Consider the following 20,181-nt stretch of genomic DNA (forward strand, 5'->3'; position numbering starts at 1 on the left):
TAAACTGCTTTTTAAGTGACGTCCCGATGATCATTTGCGAATTTCCCATCTGGTTGAAACAATGTGGAAAAGGGTGACAAGCACCATAATCATCACGGCGAGTATCATGCTTAATGCGGCGGCCTCATCCGTGACACCGGATGTATTGAGCCCCCAAATAGCCGTCGCAAAAACATCTGTGCCACGGCGTGACAGCATGACAGGGATCGTCAGTTCCCGCAGCGACAGCAACGCGAGCCAGAACCATGAAATCACCAAAGAGCGCGCAACATTCGGCAGCACGATCGAGACAAACCCCTGCCCACGGCGCACGCCAGACACAACGCTGGCTTCCTCAATTTCGGGGTGCAATTGCATCATCGCGCCCGAGATGGTGCGGTTCGCCCACGTGATGTAGCGCGCCGTCATCGCCAAAGCGATCAACCAAATCGTGCCGTAAATCGCGATATGGCTGTTGATGCCAAGGCCAAAGAACATGAACCCCAAAGCGCCCACGATCGACGGCACCGCCACGGCGATCATCACCGCCACATCGATCCCTTTGCGCATCCGGCTTTTGAACCTTGTGCCAACCCACGCCATGCACGCGGCCATCAGCACGCCCAAGGTTGGCATAACCAGCATCAAGATCAGGTTGTTTTTCAGCAACCCCGGCACCATCGCCAACACGTTGCGATAGGCTTGGAAATTCCACTGTTGCAGCCCCTCCCAAGACGGAATTTGCAAAAATGGCATCCCCGACGCCCAGACCAGCATCAACAGCGGCAACCCCGTCCCGATAAGGAAATAGGCCGACACAAAGCCCCAGCACCACCGACGCCCGCCCGCAGTTAGGGCAATCGGCGTTTGCGCTTTGCGCTTGCCCGTCAACACGACGTAGCGATCGGCGTTGCGCACACAATACAGGTAGGCAATCGCCAAAATCATCGCCATGCCCGCCATAATCAGGCCCAGTGACGCGCCCTCGCCATAACGCGGCAAGCCTGTCGCATCATGGATGAAGGCATAGAGCAAGGTGGCGGCAACATAGGTCCGCGCTGGCGTGGCCAACATCCCTGCGTAGTCGAACATCTCAATCGCGATGATGAAGTAGTACGCGGCCACAGCAAGGATCGCAGGCGCCGCCAACGGCAACACGATATAAAGCGCGGCAGTCCAGCGTTTCACCCCATTCGCGGCTGCCGCCTCTTCCAGCGAGGAATCGATCCCTTGGAACGTCGGCACCATCATAAAGAACGCAGGCGCGCTTAACGCGACCCCTTGCAACAGGATAACCCATTGTAGTGAATACACATTGAACGGCGTTTCGCGATGCCCGACGATCATCCGCCAAATCTCGTTCCCGACCCCGTTGCTCGGGTTAAAGATAAAGATATAGCCAAGGGCGACAAGAAAGCTGGGGATCGCAACGTTGATTGTAATCAGCGCAAGCATCACGCTTTTGCACGGCAGGTCGGTGCGGGTGTAGATCCACGCCAAAGGCACCGTGAACACGATCATCACAACAACCGTGCCGCCCCCCACGATCAATGTGTTGCCCATCGCGGGCCAAAATTGCGGATGCGACATCACGGCGGCAAAATCCGCAAACATTCCGCCCTCGCCGTTCGTCAAACTGGTCCAAACCAAGGTGACGACGGGGATAGCAAGTAGCATCAACGCGATGATGACAACCACCTGCACCGCGACAAGAAACGGATCGCGCGGGAAAAGCTTGCGGAGCCAATGCTCTGGCAGCTCATCGTGTAAGGTGTTCGTAAGCTCGTTCAATTCCATCCCCTCCCAAAGATATCATAGCTTTGTCAGGGCTAGTCGACGCAGCGGGTCATCTGGAATGAACAAAACCGCCATTGCCCATCTTCGCGCACCGCAACCTGCGTGGCAAAAGCCTGAACATCTTCCTTGATTGGCACGCGTTTTCCAATGGCCTCGGCAGGCTGCGCATTTGCGTTCGGGCGGATCCGGTTGATCAGCTTTCCGGTCAGAACCGCCGTATCACCATAGACACGCACCGCCAAATCAACCCGCTCGGGGATACGCGGAACTTCGGAAATATGGTCGATCCAGGCGTCCTTGCCGCTGCTCAACCCACCGCCGTACACATGGAGATAGTCATCGCGCAGCATCGTCGACAGCAGGGCCAGGTCGCCTTCGGCAATCGCCGCACAGCGCTTTTGCTCAAGCGCGATCAGATCATCATGGTCACTCATTTTACGTCCTCGATTTCAAGTTGATTTTTTGTGGCCGAGGTCTTCGGCTTGAACCGTATTGCGCAATGTGCCGATGCCCGAGATCGAGACTTCAACTGTCTCGCCCGGCTGCATAAACCGCTGCGGTTTGCGCGCCGCACCAACGCCGCTTGGCGTGCCAGTGCAAATAATATCGCCGGGCAAAAGCGTGGTGGCCGAAGAGATATAGGCGATCACATCCTCGATCCGGTGCGTCATCGTCCCAATCTGTGCCGACTGCACGATCTCGCCATCAAGCCGCGTCTCGATCCGCTGCGCATAGGGGTCGCCAAAGGCCTCCGCTGTGATGATACAGGGACCAAACGCGCCCGTGCCTTCAAAATTCTTGCCCATCCCGAATTGCGTTGAATGGTGTTGGAACCCGCGCACCGACGCCTCGTTATAGATCGAGTAGCCGAAGATATGATCGAAGGCATTTTCTGGCGCGATATGACGTCCGGCCTTACCGATCACGGCAACCAACTCGCCCTCCCAATCCAGCGTATCGCTTTGCGTGGGGCGGATCATCGGGGCACCGTCCGCAATTTGATTGCGCGCCATCCGAAGAAAGATTGTCGGGAAATCCGTTCCCGCAACGGGGGCTTCGCGTTCGTGTTCCGCGTAGTTCAGCCCAACGCAGAAAATCCCGCGAGGCCGCGTCAATGGCGGCAAAAGCCGCAACTCATCCAGCACCCGAACCGGCAGATCGCCTTTGGCCTGTCTGATTTTCTCTAACGCCGCATCGCCGCCCGCGATGACATCCGACATCGTTTGCGGCAGATCGGCCTGCGTCGAACCGACAACACGCACGGTCTGTCCGTCTTCTTGCACCCAGCCGAGGCACTCTTTGGAATTGGTTAGGAATGATACAAATTTCATTTATCTCTTTGCCGTCCCCCGCAGCGTTAACACCACGGATAGACTTGGCAGCCTTTCATTATGAGCGCCGTTAAAGGCACCATATGATCGGTAAAAACGTACGTCAAGCAATTTGGTCGATAAAATATGTGTGCCGAAATCTCGGGCGCAGCCTAGATTTTGTATGGAGCCGCGCGCCGAAATGCCAACAGAACGAACCCAAAGGTTTGTTTTATTGTACATTTTTCAACACTGACATTCACCAGACGCCCCTTGACCCGACAAACGAAGACCAAAATCATCGGCTTTTGGCGTCACAAACTTTCAGCGGGCACTTGGATTGGTCGGTCCCGCCCCTCGCATGCGTCGAATTTCGCCCAGCCAAATGTGCGGCAGCAGACCCGATTGAACCCATTTCACAAGGCCAGCATGGCGCGGGGCAAGCGTTTAACGCAGGGCTATTGACTTGCCATCACCGGAATCTGGAATTCAAAGGCTGCGCCAGTTTCACTTTCCGCAAGCCGCACTTGGCCTGCATGGGCCAGCGCCACATCCTTTATGATTGCAAGCCCAAGCCCGCAGCCGCCCGAGGCGTCATCTTGGCCACGGAAGAACCTATCAAAAAGCCGGCCTCGCGCCTCGACTGGCACGCCGGGGCCGTTATCCTGAACCCGTATTATGGCACGATCTTGCGCAAAGGTCAGTCGCACCACGATCTCTCCGCCATCAATGCAGCCATAGCGGACAGCATTGTCCAAAAGGTTCTCGATCGCTTCACCCACCATAATCTGGTCAATCCAGACCGGCGTAGGGGTGCCAACACGTTCAAAGGAAATATCACAGCCTTTGCGCAAATGCATTTCGGCAAAGGACTGGCACAGGCCTTTCAACAGGCCAACAAGATCGACCTCTGACCGCGCGGCCTGGCTTTTGCGACCCTGCGCCTTTTCCATCGACAAAAGCTGTTGTGTCAGGCGGCCGGTATTGCGGGCTGTTTCGGCAAGCTCTGCCACCCTGCGGCGCAAAGTGGGCTCATCAGGGGCTGTCGTCGCCGCTTCGGCTTGGGCCTGAATGGCGGCGATCGGGTTGCGCAATTGATGGGCCGCGTCCGAAATAAAAGCGTTGCGCAGCGCAAAAGCCTCGGCAAGCCGTTCAAACAAGGCGTTCATTGTACCAACCAGATTGCGAACCTCCTTGGGCACTTTACGTCGGATCGGGCGCAAATCATCGGGTGAACGCAGGGCCACCGCCTCTCGCAGTTGCAATAGCGGACGCAGCCCAAGGTTGATGCTGAACCAGACCAACAGCGCCGCCGCCATAATCACGACGGCCATGATTGTGATAGATTGGATCAAGAGTTGCAGGCTGAATGCGTCACGCTGATTGACCGTTTGCCACACGTCAACAGTGACCCAGCCGCCAAATTGCGGCTCGGCAATGAATTCGCGCAGTGTGACCACCCTGACGCGGCTGCCAAAATTTACCGAGTCATAAAAATACGGTACGCCCGATAACACTTCGGTATCCTCAGGCAAGGGCGGTGCATCGGAATAGCCGGTGATAAATCGCCCCTCGGGGCCCTCAATCCGGTAATAAACCGGATCGCCCAAGGCGCTGGTCAGAGAGTCGAGCAGCTTTTCGGTTAAAACATCGCCTTCGCTAAGCACCACATCGCGTGAGATTGTCAGAGCGACGGTCAGCAGCGTATTGTCGTATAGCCGCTGCGACATGCGCTCTGCCATGATATAGCGCACCGCTGCCGCACCGCAGGCCACAAAGATAAGCGGCAGGATAATCAAAACAAACAGGCGACTGCGTAAGGACCAATGCTTCATGTAGCCTCGTCATCCATCAGATAGCCAAGGCCTCTTGCTGTCCGTATCGTCACGCCGGCGCCCGCCAACTTGCGGCGCAAACGTGAGATCAGCAATTCAACGGCATTGGGCTCAACATCTGAACCCACCCCATAAAGAGTGTCTGCGATCCGGTCTTTTGAAACAATGCGCCCTGTATGATCCAACAGGCACTCAAAAAGTGCCAATTCGCGGCGGGGCAGGTCAATCACGCCACTGGGGCCAGACACTTGGCGCGCTGCGCGATCAAATTCAAGCGCGCCGATGCGAACGGTTCCTTTTTGAAAGTCCGGCCTGCGGCGGGCGAGGGCACGGATACGGGCCGTCAGTTCCATCATTTCAAAAGGCTTGACCAAATAGTCATCGGCACCCGCATCCAGCCCCTCTATGCGGTCGGAAAGCTCGCCCCGCGCGGTCAACATGATCACGGGAATCACCTTGCCAACGCTACGGATGCGGCGGACGATTTCGAATCCCGACATCCCCGGCAAGTTTACATCGATGATCGCCAAATCGGCTCCCTCGGCTGACAAAAACGCTACCGCGTCTTCCCCATCGGCAAGCCAGTCGACGGCATGCCCTTGATCTTGCAGCGCATTCCGTATCCCCCGTGCGAGGCTTTGATGATCTTCGACAAGGACAATGCGCATAAGATGGGCCTGACAGGTTTTAGACAGGATGCACCTTTATAAGGCATGTTATCAAGCCGTAAGACCGGGAGGGTCAAATTGCGGCAGATAAACTGAAACTGAGGGGGACGGATGCGTTTTGCATTTGGCCTGCTCGGAAGAATTCGGTCAGGGAGGACCATATATGTCAGGAATTTTCACCACCACGCGCCGTGGCGCGCTTGGTTTGGCGCTTGGTGCCGCAGCAGCCGTTAGCCTTGCAGGCCCAGCCGCAGCAGAAGTCTCGTTTAAAGGCAAAACAATCGAATGGATTATCCCGTTTTCGGCTGGCGGCGGTTCTGACACTTGGGCGCGCTTTAACGCACCTTTGCTTGGCAAATACCTACCCGGCAACCCGACGGTTGTTGTGGTGAACGAGCCGGGTGGCGGCTCGACCAAAGGCTCCAACCTGTTTGCGGCGCGTGCCAAGCCAGATGGTTTGACCATTCTGGGCACATCGGGGTCGACGCAGTTCCCATACCTTCTTGGCGATCCGCGTGTGCGCTATGAATACGCCGACTGGAAGATCGTTATGGCCTCGCCCACCGGCGGTGTAGTGTATACGTCGCCCTCAACCGGCGTGACCAAGCCAGAAGAAATTGGCAAACTGGTTGGCCAAAAGCTGATCTATGCCAGCCAAGGCGCCACGTCCCTTGATCTTGTTCCGTTGCTTGGCTTCAAACAGATGGGCCTAGATGTGCAGCACGTGTTTGGGTTCAAAGGCCGCGGCGATGGTCGTTTGGCGTTTGAGCGTGGCGAGACGAATATCGATTACCAAACCTCGTCTGCCTACATCAAAAACGTCCAGCCCTTGGTTGATGCAGGAACCGCTGTTCCGTTGTTTAGCTGGGGTGTGCTGGACGAAGACGGCAATCTGATGCGCGACCCGACGTTCCCGGATCTGCCCGATTTTGGCGAGGCCTACAAAACCATGACGGGCAACGCGCCGTCTGGGCCAGAGTATGACGCCTATTTCGCCTTCTTCACCGCAGGGTTCCCGGCGCAAAAAATGGTATTCCTTCCCAAAGACACCGCGCAAGAGATTGTCGATGCCTATCAGGCGGCGATCATCGCGATGAAAGAAGACCCCGATTATCATGCCAATAAAGAAGCCGTTCTGGGAACTTATGAGCAGGTGACAGGCAAGGCCGCTGATGCGTTGTTCAAAAAAGGCACCGTCATAACACCCGAGTTGCGCAAGCAGGTCGTTGATATGCTGGCTGCCGATTACGGCGTAAAGCTGGGCGAAGAGTAACATCGCGCTTTAAGGCGCAGGCCCGCTGACGGCCTGCGCCTTTTGCCATTTTGGCGCACCGCGCCCGTTCCCCAACCTGAATTATCCCCAAATCGCACCTCTTTTTTAGAGGGCGGAGGAGTTATGCCATGATCGACACCCTTCTCTCTGCGTTGGCCGCGCTGATGACGTTTCAGCATTTGGCCTATATGTTGCTTGGCGTTTCTGTCGGGCTGGTTATTGGCGTTATTCCCGGCCTTGGCGGGATCGCGGGCCTGTCTCTTTTGGTGCCATTTCTATACGGGATGGACCCGATTTCGGCCCTAGGCATGTTGATCGGGCTTGTCGCGGTTATTCCAACCTCTGACACGTTTGCCTCGGTTTTGATGGGGATTCCGGGGTCAAGCGCCAGCCAAGCTACGGTTCTGGATGGCTTTCCGCTTGCCAAACAGGGCCAAGCTGCGCGGGCATTATCGGCGGCTTTTATTTCGTCATTGTTTGGCGGGATTGTTGGTGCCGTTATCCTAACAGGCTTTGTGTTGATCGCACGGCCGTTGATTTTGATGTTTGGCTCGGCCGAACTGTTCATGCTGGCGCTGTTCGGCCTGTCGATGGTTGCGGTTCTGGCGGGGCGCAGCCTGCCCAAAGGGCTTGCCGCTGCTGCAATCGGCTTGTTGATCGGCTCTATCGGGGCCGCGCCTGCAACAGGCGAGTTCCGGATGATTTTTGGCACGGAATATCTTTATGACGGTATCCCGCTGGTGATTATCGGCCTTGGCCTGTTCGCCATCCCTGAAATTTCGGACCTGCTGCGCAAGAACAGCTCTATCGCCGAAGGCAACGCCCTTGGAAGCGGTTGGATGCAAGGCTTGCGCGATTGGTGGGCCAACCTGTTCCTGTCCATCCGTTGTTCCGGCTTTGGCTGCCTTATCGGGGCTATTCCGGGGCTAGGCGGCTCGGTCGTGGATTGGATCGCCTACGGTCACGCTGTGCAAACCACCAAAGACAATCCGCATTTCGGCAAGGGTGACATTCGCGGCGTGATCGCGCCCGAAAGCGCCAATAACGCGATGCAAGGCGGTGCGCTGTTGCCCACAATGTTGTTCGGAATTCCGGGGTCTGGCTCTATGGCTGTGTTCCTTGGCGGTATGGTCCTGATCGGGATTGAACCGGGGCCGTCGATGGTGGGGGCTGACCTGAACATCACCTATTCGATCATCTGGTCACTGGCGCTTGCCAATATCATGGGTGCGGGCATCTGCATGATGCTGGCGCAACCGATTTCCAACCTGACACGCATTCCGTTTCACTACCTTGCGCCCTGCATGATCGCGCTGATCTGCTTTGCGGCCTTCCAAGCAACGCGGGACTTGGCGGATTTGGTGGCGCTGCTGGGCATCGGGCTGGTCGGCATCTTGATGAAACGTTTCGGCTGGCCACGCCCTGCCCTACTGATCGGCTTTGTTCTGGCACCGCAAGCCGAGACGTTCTTTTACCAAGCGCTGCAATTCAATGGCTGGGGCTTCCTGCTTCGCCCCGGCGTGCTGATCATCGGCGCGATGACCTTGCTGTCGGTGTATTTCGGGTTGAAGAACCGCATTGATGATGTGGGGGCCGAAGGTGAGACTGTTGTAACCTCACACAGCAGCCGCAATATCCAGATCGTCTTTGCTTTGGCGGCAATGGTATTTTTTGGCTTGGCTTTGTGGGATGCGGCTGGACAAAGCCTGCTGGGCGGCGTGTTCCCGCTTGGGGTCGGCGTGGTTGGCGCGGTATTCGGGGTGATCTTGCTGGTTCACCTGTGGCGCGGGCATTCGGACCATCCGGCCTTTTACGATTATGAAATCGTTGGCGACCATGTTGGCAGTGAAGGCAACGGCTGGTTCTGGACTGGGCCTGCCTGGATCGGCGGATTGGTTGCGGCGACGGCGTTGGTGGGCTTCTACATCGCGATGATCGGCTTTTTCATTGCCTTCCTGCGCGTTCGGGCCAAGGCGACATGGCTGCGCACCCTGATCATGACAGCGTCGGCGGCAGCTTTCATCCTTGGGCTTGCCTACATGCTTAGCCTTAATTTCCCGTCGGGTTGGCTGCAAAACGCCTTTGACCTGCCGTGGCCAATTCGTTGAGGGGGGCTGCGCTATGACACAAACCGCAATCCCGCTTCTCTTCTTTCGCGGCGGCACATCGCGTGGGCCATATTTCAACCGTGCCGATCTGCCCAAAGATCGCGCAACCTTGGCCGAGGTTTTACTAGCGGTCTTGGGGTCTGGTCACGGCCTCAACATTGACGGCCTTGGGGGCGGGGCCGCTGTAACCACCAAGGTCGCTATGCTGTCGGTGTCGGATGACCCCGAGGCAGACGTGGATTATTTCTTTGCCCAAGTCTCGGTTTTGGACCGGACGGTCGATTTCAAGCCGACCTGCGGCAACATCCTGTCGGCGGTCGGACCTGCGGCAATAGAGATGGGGCTGGTTGCCCCCTCTGGCGATGAAACACGGATACGGGTTTTATCAACCAATACCGGTGCACGGATTGAGGCGGTGGTGCAAACCCCAGGCGGCACAGTTAAATACGATGGGCCCGCCGCGATTGACGGCGTTCCCGGCACGGCAGCACCGATCTATTTGAACTTTATGGATGTGGTCGGATCAACCTGCGGCGCGCTGCTGCCCACGGGCAACCTGCGTGATACCATCGATGGCATCGAGGTCACCTGCATGGATGTTGCCATGCCGATGGTTATTGCACGCGCCAGTGATTTTGGGCTGACCGGCTATGAATCCGCAGAAGAGCTGGACGCAAACCGCGCCTTTTATGACCGGATGGAACCGATCCGCATTGAGGCTGGTAAACGCATGGGGATGGGCGATGTTTCAGGTTCGGTCACACCGAAATTCGGCCTTTTGGCCGCGCCGCGCCAAGGCGGCACCGTGACTGCGCGGTATTTTATGCCGAAAAACTGCCACCCCACAATGGCGGTGACAGGGTCGCAATGCCTTGCGTCTTGCGTGTTGACCCCCGGCACCGTGGCCGAGGGGCTGTTTGACCCACCAGCAGGGCTACCGGCGGTTGTGGTGATTGAACACCCCTCTGGCACCATCGACGTAACGGTTGACTATGAAAACGGCACGGATGGGTTTGTCTTACGCTCGGCAGGTCTGTTACGCACCGCACGCCTGTTGGCAAGGGGCGAGGTGTTTGTACCGAATACGATTTGGCAAGGGCGCTGAAACTTTGGCGGCGCAGGGGGCCTCTCCTCCCTGTCGCCGCCTATGTTTTGCCCGCACCAAAGAACTTTGCGGCAAGCGGCGCGCCGGTAATAACCAGAATGATCCGCGTCAGGTGATGGGTAATCACAAACCCCAGATCCGCCCCGGCAACAATTGCCAGCACCGTCATTTCGGCCTGCCCACCGGGGGCATAGGCCAAAAACGCCTCTACTTTTGGGGCGAAACCAGCCAGAATGACAATCTCGGCGAAGCCTGCGGCCAAAAGGGCCAGCAAGATAACAAAAGCCGTGCCAGACAAGACCACTTGGCGCAGCTCTCGTATTGTGACGCCGACATAGTAAACGCCGATCCCCATTCCGATGAAATACTGCGCCGCGAGGATCGCTTCTTTCGGGGGCCGCATATGGATCAAGCCCGCAAGCGAGAACACTGCGGCAACAATCATTGGCCCAAGGATTGACGCACCAAACAGGCCAACGCGCTCGCCCCCTTTCCAGCCGATCAGGGCCGCCGCCGCCATCAAGGCCAACTCTTGCAACGGAATAGAGGTAAGAGGCGCGCCAATTGGGTTGCTAAGGGCGACACCGTAAAGCTGGGTCAGCAAGATGGGGGCAATCGTCACGATGATAAGCACGCGGGTTGCATGGACAAGTGACAGAATGCGCACATTGCCGCCGGCCTCGGCCCCAAAGATGACCATATCCTGCAACCCACCGGGCATCGCCGCGTAAAAGGCAGTTACCGGATCAAACTTGCAGACCCGCGTAAAGAACGGAACGCCGACCAGCGCAATCAGAGTGATATAAATCGGAACCAGTGCCAGCGACGCCGCCATCAGCGGCAATTGGTGCAGCAGGTCTGGCGTGATCGAGGCCCCCACCGCAACACCAAGGATCGTTCTGGCGGCAACCGAAATTTGGCCCAACCCCTTTAGTGGGGCACCGACGAGTGCCGCAATCAGGCAGGCGGCCATCGGCCCAAACAAAAACGGCAACGGAAGGCCAAGCAGGTAGAACACCAAAACACCCAGCGCAGCAATTCCTGCCGTTAACAGATGTGAGCGAAAAGGTTTCATCATAGGATCCTTGTGCCAGTTGCAAGAGAGTCTTGACTGATATTGCATCCAACTGTATACATCTGAATACAGATATCAAGCCGGAGTTTTCATGCCCCCGTCAGAACCAACCACCGAAGAAGACGGCCCACAGGGAAATGGGGCTTATCGCCGGCTTTTAGAGGATATTCGCGCAGGCACGCTTATTCCGGGTGCGCGTCTGCGCGAAACCGAATTGGCCGATCGCTTTGGCATCAGCAGAACCCCTGTGCGCGAAGCCATTCGCCAGCTGGAGGCTGACGGCCTTGTTGCCCATATTCCGCGGCAAGGGGCGACCATCCGTGTGTTGGATTACTCCGAAGTCATGGAGCTGTATGAGATGCGGACAGTGCTGGAAGGCACTGCAGCCCGGCTTGCCGCGCGGGCGGCATCCGACTTGGAGCTTGATGAGCTGGCCGCCCTAAACGCAGATCTTGGGGCGACAACAGACACGCGCACCGCCTATGAATTGAACCGGCAATTTCACATGACGCTGCTGGATGCGGCCAAAAATCGCTACCTCGTCAAATCGGTAAGCGCCTTGCAGAAAACGCTGCTTATCCTTGGGCCAACCACATTGATCGAGCCGGTTCGCGCCAAAGATGCGGTGACAGAGCACGAAGGCATTTTGGCGGCTTTGCGGGACCGTGATGGTTTGCGGGCCGAGGCCGCGATGCGCAGCCATATTGAAGCCGCCCACAGGGTACGCCTGCGTGCCTTGCGTGGCCGAGAGCGCCCTATTGAGGAATTGTAGGAATGAAACGGGCAAAGCCGCTAGAGCTGGAACAAATCTGGGATATCATTGTGGTCGGCGGCGGCAATGCGGCGCTTTGCGCGGCCATCACAGCGGCCGAAGCTGGTGCCAAGGCGCTGATCGTTGAATCCGCCCCCAAAACCTATCGCGGAGGCAACAGCCGCCATACCCGCAACTTTCGCTGTATGCACCAAGGGCCGCTTTCTGTGCTGACCGATAGCTACGGCGAGGATGAATATTTTGATGACCTCATGCGTGTCACCAAAGGCAAAACCGATGAACCTATGGCCCGTATGGCGATACGTCACTCTGAAGAATGCCTGCCGTGGATGGAGGCGCATGGTGTTCGCTTTCAACCCTCGCTGTCGGGCACATTGTCGTTAAGCCGCACGAATGCGTTTTTCCTTGGTGGCGGCAAGGCCTTGGTGAATGCCTATTATAACACTGCCGAAGATCTGGGCGTGTCTGTCGCCTATGATGCCGAGGTGACGCATGTGCATCTGGACGGCGACCGTTTTACCCATGTTGACCTGCGGATTGGCGGGCAGATGAAAAAGATAGAGGGGCGGGCGATTGTGCTGGCCTCGGGTGGGTTTCAATCAGATTTGGAATGGCTGACCCGGGCTTGGGGGCCAGCGGCGGCAAATTTCTTGATCCGTGGAACGCCCTATAATCGCGGCGTCGTGCTGCGCGACATGCTGGACCAAGGGGCCGATAGCGTCGGCGACCCGACACAATGCCACGCGGTTGCCATTGACGGGCGCGCGCCAAAGTTTGACGGCGGGATCGTGACGCGGTTGGATTGCGTCCCCTTTTCCATCGTCGTGAACAAAGATGCAGAGCGGTTTTATGATGAAGGCGAAGATGTCTGGCCAAAGCGCTATGCGATCTGGGGCCGTTTGGTTGCGGCGCAGCCCGATCAGGTCGGCTATGCGGTGATTGATTCCAAGTCGATTGATCTGTTCATGCCCTCGGTCTTTCCACCGATCAAGGCCGACAGCATTGAAGATTTGAGTCGGCAGATGGGGCTGGACGGCGCAAAGCTGTCACAGACTGTGGAGGCATTTAACGCGGCCTGTCAGACTGGCGATTTCCACCCCACCGAACTCGATGGTGTGGCGACCCAAGGGCTAACACCGGCCAAGACTAACTGGGCGCGGCCCATCAATAAACCACCCTATTACGGTTATCAGCTGCGCCCCGGCGTGACCTTTACCTATCTTGGGCTGAAGGTGTCGGACCGCGCGCAGGTTCACACCCCGCAAGGCCCCCTTAGAAACGTCTTTGCCGCTGGCGAAATCATGGCCGGATCAATCCTTGGCCAAGGGTATCTGGCAGGCTTTGGCATGACAATCGGAACCGTATTTGGACGTATCGCAGGCGCGGAGGCCGCAAAACATGTCAACTGATGCCATTCAAGAGGCCCGCCGCCAGACCGAGATTTGCAACGCCTGCCGCTATTGCGAAGGTTTCTGCTCGGTCTTTCCCGCGCTGACTCGCCAAAAAGCCTTTGCCGATGGTGATATCAGCCATCTGGCAAACCTGTGCCATAACTGTCGGGGCTGCTATTATTCCTGCCAATACACCGAGCCGCATGAATTTGCGCTGAACTTTCCGGCCGCCTTGGCCGAAGTGCGGCAAGAAAGCTGGGAACGGTTGGCATGGCCACAGCCTCTTGCCCGCTGCTTCCATCAAAGCGGGGTCTTGATAGCGGTGGTGGTCGCAATTGCCTTTGCCGTGGCCTTTGGGTTGACGCAAATGCTGCGCCCTGCTTCGGGTGATGGGTTCTATGCTTACCTTGCCCATGGCGCGCTGGTCGCGATTTTCGCGCCTGCCTTTTTGCTGCCGCTGCTGTCTGTCGGGTTCAGTTTGCGCCGCTATTGGCACGAAACCAACGGTGGGCCTTTGCCGTGGCGTGATGTTATCGGCGGCTTTCGCGCTGCGGCCAACCTGAAAAACCTGAACGGCGGTCAAGGCCAAGGCTGTAACTTTGAGGATGAAGACAGATATACCGACACGCGGCGTTGGTTGCATCAGGCGGTCATGTACGGCTTTCTATTGTGCTTTGCCTCCACCTCCAGCGGTACAATCCTGCACTATATGTTTGACATGCAGGCCCCTTATGGATTGTTCAGCCTGCCCAAGTTGCTGGGTATTCCAGGCGGCGTGTTGCTGACCATCGGCACCATTGGCCTGGGTTGGCTAAAGACCAAGGCAGACCCAAAGCTAGGTGCCGTGCGGGTCTGGGGCGGCGAAATGGCCTTCATCGCCCTTTTGGGGGCAACTGGCGCCACCGGTCTTGCGCTTTATGGCGCAACTGGCACTGCAGCCGTGCCTTTGCTTTTGGCTGTTCACCTTGGTTGCGTGCTGGCATTCTTTTTGCTGCTGCCTTTTAGCAAAATGGTCCATGGTTTCTATCGGTTGACGGCGCTCATATCGGAAAACCAAAAAACCCGTGATCACCAATCGTGAGGTTGGACCAATTGCCCCTAGGGCAGAGTTTTGCATGGTCCTTAGGTAACAGTAGAAATGATCCACCGTTGGGCGGCGATCCCAAGCCTCAAAAAGGTTACATCAAAGATACAAACGCTTAAGGGCCACGCTTGAAAACAGGTGTTCGCACGAAGCTTGGATTCACCCCAATATGTTCGCGGAATGCGCGGGTAAACGCGCTTGCTGTTGAATAGCCATAGTCATATGCGACTTGTTCAATCGTTTTTTGCGTTGTCTCAAGCGTTTGTTTTGCCTTTAGCAATTTCCAGTTTACCGCATAGTCACCAGGCGATTGGCCCATCAGTGATTTAAATGTTGCAGCAAACGAAGAGCGGGACATGCCAACCTTTTGCGCAAGATCGACAAGGCTATAGGACCATCCTTGTGGTTCGTGGATGGCCGAGAGCGCCGTTAAAATGCGTGCATCCCGCAAACCGGCATAGGGCCCGACATCTGCATCCGTGGTTTCAAAATAAGCGCGCAAAATCGACGTGAAAAGCGCATATGACAGGTGCTGGATAACAACGCGGCTGCCTTGTGCGCTGTTTTTCGTTTCGCGCACGATGAGGGGCAGCAATCCAAGCAGCAAGTTCCCCATCGGCAGATCATTCGTGCGCAAAATGATCTGGTTCGGCAAATGCCGGATCATCGGGTGCGGGTGCGAAAGATCATATTCAAAGTGGCCACAGACCATCGTCGTGGCTAATGGCCCCTGAATGAAAGGCTCGGCCCCGTTTTGCAGGCCTGCAATCACCTCGGTGCCGGGCGTGGCGATGCTGGCCGGATGGTCGCCAATCGTATGGGTCGCGCCCTTGGGGAACAGCACAATATCGCCTGCCGATAACAGCGATTGCGCTCCGTCCGAGTCAACTATGGCGCCGCCCCTGATCACAAAGTGAAACTGCGCAAAGCCTGTGTTGTCGACCGACATTTTCCACGGCCCACAAAAATCCTTTTGGAAATAGATAGAGCTTTGCACCCCCACCAATTCCAGAATGTCGCTAAGCGGGTCCATCGGGCATATCCTTTGGGCATAGAATGCGGCCCCGTGTTGCAAACTTCAACAGGGGCCGCAGATTTTTATGCTACCGATACGGGGGTGTAGAGGTAGGTGCCGTCCTCTTTCTGCGACATGCGCCCGATCCCCGGGAATGGAAAGTGGTAGCCCGCCACCAAAAGATTTTCCTCAACCGCGCGACCAAACAGCTTGCGGCGCGTGGCGACAGCGGCTTCGGGGTCATGTTCGATGCCCAAGGCCCAAGTTGGTTCATTCGTGCCAACGATGTAGTGGACCGAGGTGTCGATCATGTGCAGCAGAGACTCGTCTCCGCTGGTCAGCATAACCGCCATGTGGCCAAGTGTGTGGCCGGGTGCCGCGATTGCCGTGATGCCGGGTACAATTTCATCGCCGTCCTTAACGGTTTTAATCATGTCTTTGACGGGCGCCAATTTGTCATTGGCATAACCGATCATCAGGTTTTCAAAGTTCGCTTCGGTGCCGGGGGCTGCTGTCCAATAGGCCAGCTCGCTTTCGGGCATGAAGTGTGCGGCATTGGGGAAACACGGCTTGCCATTTTGCGACACGCCACCAAGGTGGTCATAGTGGCCATGCGTCAGGAAAACATGCGTGATGTCTTCTGGCGCAACACCAACGGCCTTGAGCCCCGCGAACAGACGGCCATTGTCAGGGGTCGAATCAGGCAAGGTGATGTCGCCCATGCCCGTATCAATAAGAACTTTGGCATCGCCCGTTTCCACAAGCAAAACCTGCGCCTGCATGTTGGCAAATTCCTGTGGCAGGCCGTATTTGGCGAACAGTTTGTCTACGCTGCCCGCGGGCTGGTTTGCGCCGAAAATGGCCGTTGGAACTGTGAACAACAGATCATCAATGACCGTCAGGCGCATATCGCCCAGCGAAAATCGTGCGACGGCCCGCATTGGTAGGTCGGTGCCGCCAGCGCGGGCGGCGGTTGTTCCCGCCAGCAAAGCCGGAGCTGCTGCAAGAAGGGCACCACCAAGCAAAGCTTTGCGGCGGTTGACTGTGAGGTACGACATGTGTTTCTCCTGAACTGCGTTTTCATGAAAAACATATATGATGATTATAATGGACGAATAATGGTGCAACGTCCAACTCTTAATACTTATCGTACAAAATTTGTCAATTTATTGATTTTATGGGCTGCGGTGTGGAGTGTGGATCAGTGCTTGTTCATTGTCGCTGAGCCCTGACCCGCCCAGTCATTACGGTTGCAGTGTCATGATATAATCTGTGAATATTCACCTAGACGAATTCATCCAAAGCTTTATCAGAGACTTCGGGGATGAAGACGTATCGTTAAACAAGGTCGATACAGCAGCGAGTCTATGATGATTCACGGTCCCAACGCATCGTCTGCAAATATAGAACACAACAGCACTTTCATGCGCGCCCTCGTCCTCGCCCCGACACCCATCTTTGAGGATACTGCGCGGCTGGCCCTGTTGACCTGGGGGCTGAACCCTCGCGGTCTGACAGGAACCCAAGTGCAGTCCCTGATTACCAAATTCGATGTGGAGTGGGATGTATGAAGTTTTCAGCGAACCTTGGGTTTCTATGGTCGGAGCTTTCGTTACCAAAGGCCATTGTGGCAGCTAAAGCGGCGGGCTTCGACGCGGTTGAATGCCATTGGCCTTATGACACACCGCCAAATGAGGTCGCCGATGCCTTGGCAGAAACGGGCCTGTCCATGCTCGGCCTTAATACGCGCCGTGGTGACGTGAACGGGGGTGAAAACGGGCTAGCAGCCTTGCCTGGGCGTGAAGCCGACGCACGCGCCGCGATCGACGAAGCTCTGACCTATGCCGTTGCAATCAAGGCTGAAAACGTTCATGTGATGGCCGGTTTCGCCTCGGGTTCTGTAGCGCACAATACTTTTCTGGCCAACCTGCGCTATGCATGCGCACAGGCCGCAAATCACAATATCACAATCTTGATAGAACCGCTAAATCACTATGATGCGCCGGGCTATTTCCTGACAACCACCACGCAGGCGAAAACCATCATCGACGCTGTGGACGCCACCAACCTGCGCCTGATGTTCGATTGCTATCATGTGCAATTGATGGAAGGTGATCTCACGTACCGTCTTCATGATCTGCGACCCCTCATCGGGCATATTCAGATTGCCTCGGTTCCAGATCGCGGCGCACCGGATCATGGAGAAATAAATTACGCCCATGTCTTTGCGGAAATTGTAAAGACAGGTTGGGGCGCCCCAATCGGGGCAGAATATAAACCCAATGGGCCGACAGATGAGACGCTTGGCTGGTTCTCACGCGCAAGGATGTGAATCTCCCAATTAGAGAAACAGAACTTTGTGCATTGCCCAATCGGCTTGGACGCATTTTGCAACCTGCATCCGCCGAGATCGGCCGCCCCCAAACGACAAGTGGCATCTGGAGGCTTTATCAGGTTATTGACGCGCCCAGGCTGCACGCATAGCCATCTCTCATCATCAGCAAAGTTTCACAGCCTCGCCTGAAAGGCTTCCGGTTGCCTCGGTCCATCATCCCCTATGCCGTTTGGGCGTACCATCGGTTTGCCCTGAGCCGCGCGATGTTGCGTTGCCTGTCAGCGTATTTGCAAAGTATCCGTCCGGTCTGACTGCCCTGCCTGCGTGATGGAGTGGGTGATAGTGTCCACCATGGATAGTGGACATCTTGAGGTTGGTGATGGCGGGGAAGAAGGGGTTGAAGAAGCGGGTCTGGTCTGACGTCGAGAAGCGCACGATTTGCGAGCAGACGCTGGCACCGGGCGTTTCAGTTGCACAGGTTGCACGGCGCTATTCGATGAACGCGAACCTGATTTTCAAATGGCTGAAGGATCCCCGATTTGCGCCGCCAGAGCGCGCACTCTCTCCGGAGGAGAGTATTGAGCTTGAGGGCATTTTCCTTCCCGTCGAGATTGATGGGCCTGCAATGAAGGTTTCTGGCGCTTCCGCGCGAATGAACGGCGTATCGGCTGAGCCCGGCTCACTTCGTCCGGCGCAGGTTGCCTAGGTCATCACCGCAGCGAAGGCTCGCTCCCGCCCTTCCACCCAAACACCCCCAAAGCCACCGCAGCGACCGGCAACCCGCGCCTGCACCGGCCATGTTGCCCTGTCATGCACCGCCAATCTGGTCGAGGGTGCAACCGGTTCGCCTGCCCCAATGAGGGAAACACCCCCATCATGAGCTACGCCACCATCGAGGCCTCAGCCGCCGAGGGCCGCCCGTATTTCCTCTACCAGTTCGTCGAGGGGGAACAGGTCTGGCGCTTCACCAGCAGGCCCGAGGATTGGCTCAGCGCAGGCAGGGGGGGCGACATCATCACCTGGCAAGCCGCTGCCGTGGCCCACGGTGATGTGGTGCAAACAAGTGAGATCGAGCGAGGGCGGCTGGAGCTCACATGGCCGCTCTCGCAGCCCTTTGCGCGGCGGTTTTTGGCGCCGCTCGGGAACACGCCAGTGACACTGACCATTTTTCGCGGCCACGAACAGGTCTTGGGCGAGACCGTCGCGCATTGGAAAGGCCGTGTGGTCGGGGCCGAGGTCGAGGGGGTGCGGATCCTCCTCAACTGCGAGTCCGTCTTCAGCACCCTGCGCCGCGCAGGCGTGCGGGCAAAGTATCAGCGCCTCTGCCGCCATGCACTTTACGGCCGCGGCTGCGGGCTCGATATTGCACTGCACTGGCAAACCGGAACAGTGACTGCGGCCTCCGGTACTGCGGTGACAATCCCAGAGGCTGCGAGCCAGCCCGATGGCTGGTTTCGCGGTGGTGTGCTGCGGTTTGGCACCCAGCTTGGGTTTATCACGGGGCATGCCGGGGCGGCTCTGACCCTATCACGGCCAATGCCAGATCTGGCCGCAGCCCTCGCCGCCCCCGAGATTGATCCCGTCACAGGCGCGCCGCTGCCCCTGCTCGCCGACATCGCCCCAGGATGTGATCTGCGTGCTGCCACCTGTGCCACAAAATTCGGCAATGTCCTGAACTTCGGGGGCTTCCCCGAGATCCCGGGCCGCAATCCCTTTGGCGGCAGTTCCATCGTCTGACGCACTCCCGCGTCCCCAAACAGCAAACGGCACTCCCATATGGTCTGGACCTTTATCGCGCGGCTCGTTCTCGGGCTCGTGCTGTCTGCAATTTCCTATGCGTTGAGCCCAAAACCCAAAGTCGAGAAGCCCCAGGCCGCGGGTCTCGACGATTTCAGCCTACCCACCGCCGAGGCGGGCCGGCCCATCCCGGTTGTCTTCGGCACCATGCTGATCACCGGCCCCAACGTGGTCTGGGCCGGTGACCTCCGGGTCGTTCCCATCAAGAAGAAAGGCGGTAAGAAGTGACGCGCGTAATCCTCCAAGTGTTAATTGTCACTGAGAACTGACCCGGCGGGGATGCGGACAAAAACTTGGACTGTTTTTACGTCATAAGTCCTAGGCTTTTACGGTATTCGATTGGGCTTCGACCGCCAAGAGACATCTTGATACGTGTTTCGTTATACCAGCGGATGTAGGCGTCAACCTCGTCAATAAACTGGGCTGCGGTGAGGGCCCGCCAATCACGAGGATAGAAGAACTCAGTCTTCAGGCGCCCGAAGAAGCCTTCGCATGCGGCATTGTCTTGCGAGCTCGCCTTTCGTGACATCGAACGAACGAGCTTTGCTGCGTCGATACGTTCCAGCCAGCCAGGCCAGCGATAGTGGCCTCCGCGATCGCTGTGGATTATGGGCCGCGCTTCGCTGTCAGCGATGGT

The 20,181-nt window shown here is 57.1% G+C and carries 20 protein-coding genes and 1 pseudogene; 12 read left to right on the forward strand and 9 right to left on the reverse strand.

Features of this window, described 5'->3' with window-relative positions:
• Positions 1–30: 30 nt before the first annotated feature.
• From ACEN2J_RS01390 to ACEN2J_RS01410, 5 genes are all read right to left on the reverse strand, one after another.
• Positions 31–1,770: an ABC transporter permease gene (locus ACEN2J_RS01390; RefSeq protein WP_442102646.1), complete on the reverse strand. Its 1,740-nt coding sequence runs from the start codon at positions 1,768–1,770 to the stop codon at positions 31–33.
• A gap of 38 nt (positions 1,771–1,808) precedes the next feature.
• A complete protein-coding gene (locus ACEN2J_RS01395; protein WP_442102648.1) occupies positions 1,809–2,210 on the reverse strand; it encodes a nuclear transport factor 2 family protein in 402 nt (133 codons plus the stop codon).
• A 15-nt stretch (positions 2,211–2,225) separates the two neighbouring features.
• A complete protein-coding gene (locus tag ACEN2J_RS01400) occupies positions 2,226–3,107 on the reverse strand; it encodes a fumarylacetoacetate hydrolase family protein (protein WP_442102650.1) in 882 nt (293 codons plus the stop codon).
• Positions 3,108–3,544: 437 nt separating this feature from the next.
• Entirely contained in the window at positions 3,545–4,921 is a 1,377-nt protein-coding gene (locus ACEN2J_RS01405; protein WP_442102652.1) for a sensor histidine kinase N-terminal domain-containing protein, read from the reverse strand.
• Positions 4,918–5,589 carry a response regulator transcription factor gene (locus ACEN2J_RS01410; protein WP_442102654.1) on the reverse strand — a complete coding sequence of 224 codons (672 nt, stop codon included), beginning with the start codon at positions 5,587–5,589 and terminating at the stop codon, positions 4,918–4,920. Before ACEN2J_RS01410 ends, ACEN2J_RS01405 begins: the two co-directional genes overlap by 4 nt.
• Before the next feature lie 163 nt (positions 5,590–5,752).
• Between ACEN2J_RS01410 and ACEN2J_RS01415 the strand changes: the two genes are divergently transcribed.
• The 3 genes from ACEN2J_RS01415 (at position 5,753) to ACEN2J_RS01425 (ending at position 10,075) form a co-directional block, all read left to right on the forward strand.
• On the forward strand, positions 5,753–6,862 hold the full coding sequence (locus ACEN2J_RS01415) for a Bug family tripartite tricarboxylate transporter substrate binding protein (protein WP_442102656.1): 1,110 nt from the start codon (positions 5,753–5,755) through the stop codon (positions 6,860–6,862).
• 128 nt (positions 6,863–6,990) lie between these two features.
• A complete protein-coding gene (locus tag ACEN2J_RS01420; protein WP_442102657.1) occupies positions 6,991–8,970 on the forward strand; it encodes a tripartite tricarboxylate transporter permease in 1,980 nt (659 codons plus the stop codon).
• A 13-nt stretch (positions 8,971–8,983) separates the two neighbouring features.
• Positions 8,984–10,075, forward strand: coding sequence for a 4-oxalomesaconate tautomerase (locus ACEN2J_RS01425; protein WP_442102659.1), 1,092 nt, complete (start codon positions 8,984–8,986; stop codon positions 10,073–10,075).
• 40 nt (positions 10,076–10,115) lie between these two features.
• Here ACEN2J_RS01425 and ACEN2J_RS01430 read toward each other — a convergent pair whose 3' ends face one another.
• Positions 10,116–11,150: an AbrB family transcriptional regulator gene (locus ACEN2J_RS01430; protein WP_442102661.1), complete on the reverse strand. Its 1,035-nt coding sequence runs from the start codon at positions 11,148–11,150 to the stop codon at positions 10,116–10,118.
• 91 nt (positions 11,151–11,241) lie between these two features.
• Between ACEN2J_RS01430 and ACEN2J_RS01435 the strand changes: the two genes are divergently transcribed.
• From ACEN2J_RS01435 to tcuB, 3 genes are read left to right on the forward strand one after another with little or no spacing between them, the layout of a single operon-like run.
• Positions 11,242–11,922, forward strand: a complete 681-nt coding sequence (locus ACEN2J_RS01435; RefSeq protein WP_442102662.1) for a GntR family transcriptional regulator — start codon at positions 11,242–11,244, stop codon at positions 11,920–11,922.
• A gap of 2 nt (positions 11,923–11,924) precedes the next feature.
• A complete protein-coding gene (gene tcuA / locus ACEN2J_RS01440; protein ID WP_442102663.1) occupies positions 11,925–13,331 on the forward strand; it encodes an FAD-dependent tricarballylate dehydrogenase TcuA in 1,407 nt (468 codons plus the stop codon).
• Positions 13,321–14,394 (forward strand): tricarballylate utilization 4Fe-4S protein TcuB, encoded by a 1,074-nt coding sequence (tcuB, locus tag ACEN2J_RS01445; protein ID WP_442102665.1) that lies wholly within the window; start codon positions 13,321–13,323, stop codon positions 14,392–14,394. The genes tcuA and tcuB overlap by 11 nt, the downstream gene beginning before the upstream one ends.
• Positions 14,395–14,512: 118 nt before the next feature.
• On the opposite strand, the gene ACEN2J_RS01450 is transcribed toward tcuB, so the two are convergent.
• Together ACEN2J_RS01450 and ACEN2J_RS01455 are read right to left on the reverse strand one after the other, a co-directional pair.
• A complete protein-coding gene (locus ACEN2J_RS01450) occupies positions 14,513–15,430 on the reverse strand; it encodes an AraC family transcriptional regulator (protein WP_442102667.1) in 918 nt (305 codons plus the stop codon).
• A 65-nt stretch (positions 15,431–15,495) separates the two neighbouring features.
• Positions 15,496–16,470 carry an MBL fold metallo-hydrolase gene (locus ACEN2J_RS01455; protein WP_442102669.1) on the reverse strand — a complete coding sequence of 325 codons (975 nt, stop codon included), beginning with the start codon at positions 16,468–16,470 and terminating at the stop codon, positions 15,496–15,498.
• 309 nt (positions 16,471–16,779) lie between these two features.
• Between ACEN2J_RS01455 and ACEN2J_RS01460 the strand changes: the two genes are divergently transcribed.
• From ACEN2J_RS01460 to ACEN2J_RS01485, 6 genes and pseudogenes are all read left to right on the forward strand, one after another.
• A complete protein-coding gene (locus tag ACEN2J_RS01460) occupies positions 16,780–16,983 on the forward strand; it encodes a hypothetical protein (RefSeq protein WP_442102671.1) in 204 nt (67 codons plus the stop codon).
• Positions 16,980–17,744: a hydroxypyruvate isomerase family protein gene (locus ACEN2J_RS01465; protein ID WP_442102673.1), complete on the forward strand. Its 765-nt coding sequence runs from the start codon at positions 16,980–16,982 to the stop codon at positions 17,742–17,744. The genes ACEN2J_RS01460 and ACEN2J_RS01465 overlap by 4 nt, the downstream gene beginning before the upstream one ends.
• 161 nt (positions 17,745–17,905) lie before the next feature.
• Positions 17,906–18,004 (forward strand): annotated as a pseudogene (locus tag ACEN2J_RS01470) (IS6 family transposase); the annotation flags it as partial.
• A gap of 122 nt (positions 18,005–18,126) precedes the next feature.
• Complete coding sequence (locus tag ACEN2J_RS01475) at positions 18,127–18,453, forward strand: transposase (RefSeq protein ID WP_442102675.1); 327 nt, start codon at positions 18,127–18,129, stop codon at positions 18,451–18,453.
• Between the two features lie 170 nt (positions 18,454–18,623).
• Positions 18,624–19,484: a phage BR0599 family protein gene (locus tag ACEN2J_RS01480; RefSeq protein WP_442102677.1), complete on the forward strand. Its 861-nt coding sequence runs from the start codon at positions 18,624–18,626 to the stop codon at positions 19,482–19,484.
• A 39-nt stretch (positions 19,485–19,523) separates the two neighbouring features.
• On the forward strand, positions 19,524–19,772 hold the full coding sequence (locus ACEN2J_RS01485) for a hypothetical protein (protein ID WP_442102679.1): 249 nt from the start codon (positions 19,524–19,526) through the stop codon (positions 19,770–19,772).
• Between the two features lie 76 nt (positions 19,773–19,848).
• On the opposite strand, the gene ACEN2J_RS01490 is transcribed toward ACEN2J_RS01485, so the two are convergent.
• On the reverse strand, positions 19,849–20,181 hold a 333-nt coding region (locus tag ACEN2J_RS01490; RefSeq protein ID WP_442102681.1), incomplete at its 5' end, for a transposase.

It is taken from the genome of Pseudorhodobacter sp. W20_MBD10_FR17 (genome assembly GCF_052119765.1).
In the GTDB taxonomy this organism is placed as follows: Bacteria; Pseudomonadota; Alphaproteobacteria; order Rhodobacterales; family Rhodobacteraceae; genus Pseudorhodobacter.

Coding starts and splice junctions, on each gene's coding strand:
- ACEN2J_RS01400 (WP_442102650.1), bottom strand. CDS start 3,107: ATGAAATTTGTATCATTCCTAACCAATTCCAAAGAGTGCCTCGGCTGG.
- ACEN2J_RS01410 (WP_442102654.1), bottom strand. CDS start 5,589: ATGCGCATTGTCCTTGTCGAAGATCATCAAAGCCTCGCACGGGGGATA.
- tcuA (WP_442102663.1), top strand. CDS start 11,925: ATGAAACGGGCAAAGCCGCTAGAGCTGGAACAAATCTGGGATATCATT.
- ACEN2J_RS01465 (WP_442102673.1), top strand. CDS start 16,980: ATGAAGTTTTCAGCGAACCTTGGGTTTCTATGGTCGGAGCTTTCGTTA.
- ACEN2J_RS01435 (WP_442102662.1), top strand. CDS start 11,242: ATGCCCCCGTCAGAACCAACCACCGAAGAAGACGGCCCACAGGGAAAT.
- ACEN2J_RS01450 (WP_442102667.1), bottom strand. CDS start 15,430: ATGGACCCGCTTAGCGACATTCTGGAATTGGTGGGGGTGCAAAGCTCT.
- ACEN2J_RS01415 (WP_442102656.1), top strand. CDS start 5,753: ATGTCAGGAATTTTCACCACCACGCGCCGTGGCGCGCTTGGTTTGGCG.
- ACEN2J_RS01460 (WP_442102671.1), top strand. CDS start 16,780: ATGATGATTCACGGTCCCAACGCATCGTCTGCAAATATAGAACACAAC.
- ACEN2J_RS01480 (WP_442102677.1), top strand. CDS start 18,624: ATGAGCTACGCCACCATCGAGGCCTCAGCCGCCGAGGGCCGCCCGTAT.
- ACEN2J_RS01405 (WP_442102652.1), bottom strand. CDS start 4,921: ATGAAGCATTGGTCCTTACGCAGTCGCCTGTTTGTTTTGATTATCCTG.
- ACEN2J_RS01430 (WP_442102661.1), bottom strand. CDS start 11,150: ATGAAACCTTTTCGCTCACATCTGTTAACGGCAGGAATTGCTGCGCTG.
- ACEN2J_RS01420 (WP_442102657.1), top strand. CDS start 6,991: ATGATCGACACCCTTCTCTCTGCGTTGGCCGCGCTGATGACGTTTCAG.
- ACEN2J_RS01475 (WP_442102675.1), top strand. CDS start 18,127: ATGGCGGGGAAGAAGGGGTTGAAGAAGCGGGTCTGGTCTGACGTCGAG.
- tcuB (WP_442102665.1), top strand. CDS start 13,321: ATGTCAACTGATGCCATTCAAGAGGCCCGCCGCCAGACCGAGATTTGC.
- ACEN2J_RS01455 (WP_442102669.1), bottom strand. CDS start 16,470: ATGTCGTACCTCACAGTCAACCGCCGCAAAGCTTTGCTTGGTGGTGCC.
- ACEN2J_RS01425 (WP_442102659.1), top strand. CDS start 8,984: ATGACACAAACCGCAATCCCGCTTCTCTTCTTTCGCGGCGGCACATCG.
- ACEN2J_RS01485 (WP_442102679.1), top strand. CDS start 19,524: ATGGTCTGGACCTTTATCGCGCGGCTCGTTCTCGGGCTCGTGCTGTCT.
- ACEN2J_RS01395 (WP_442102648.1), bottom strand. CDS start 2,210: ATGAGTGACCATGATGATCTGATCGCGCTTGAGCAAAAGCGCTGTGCG.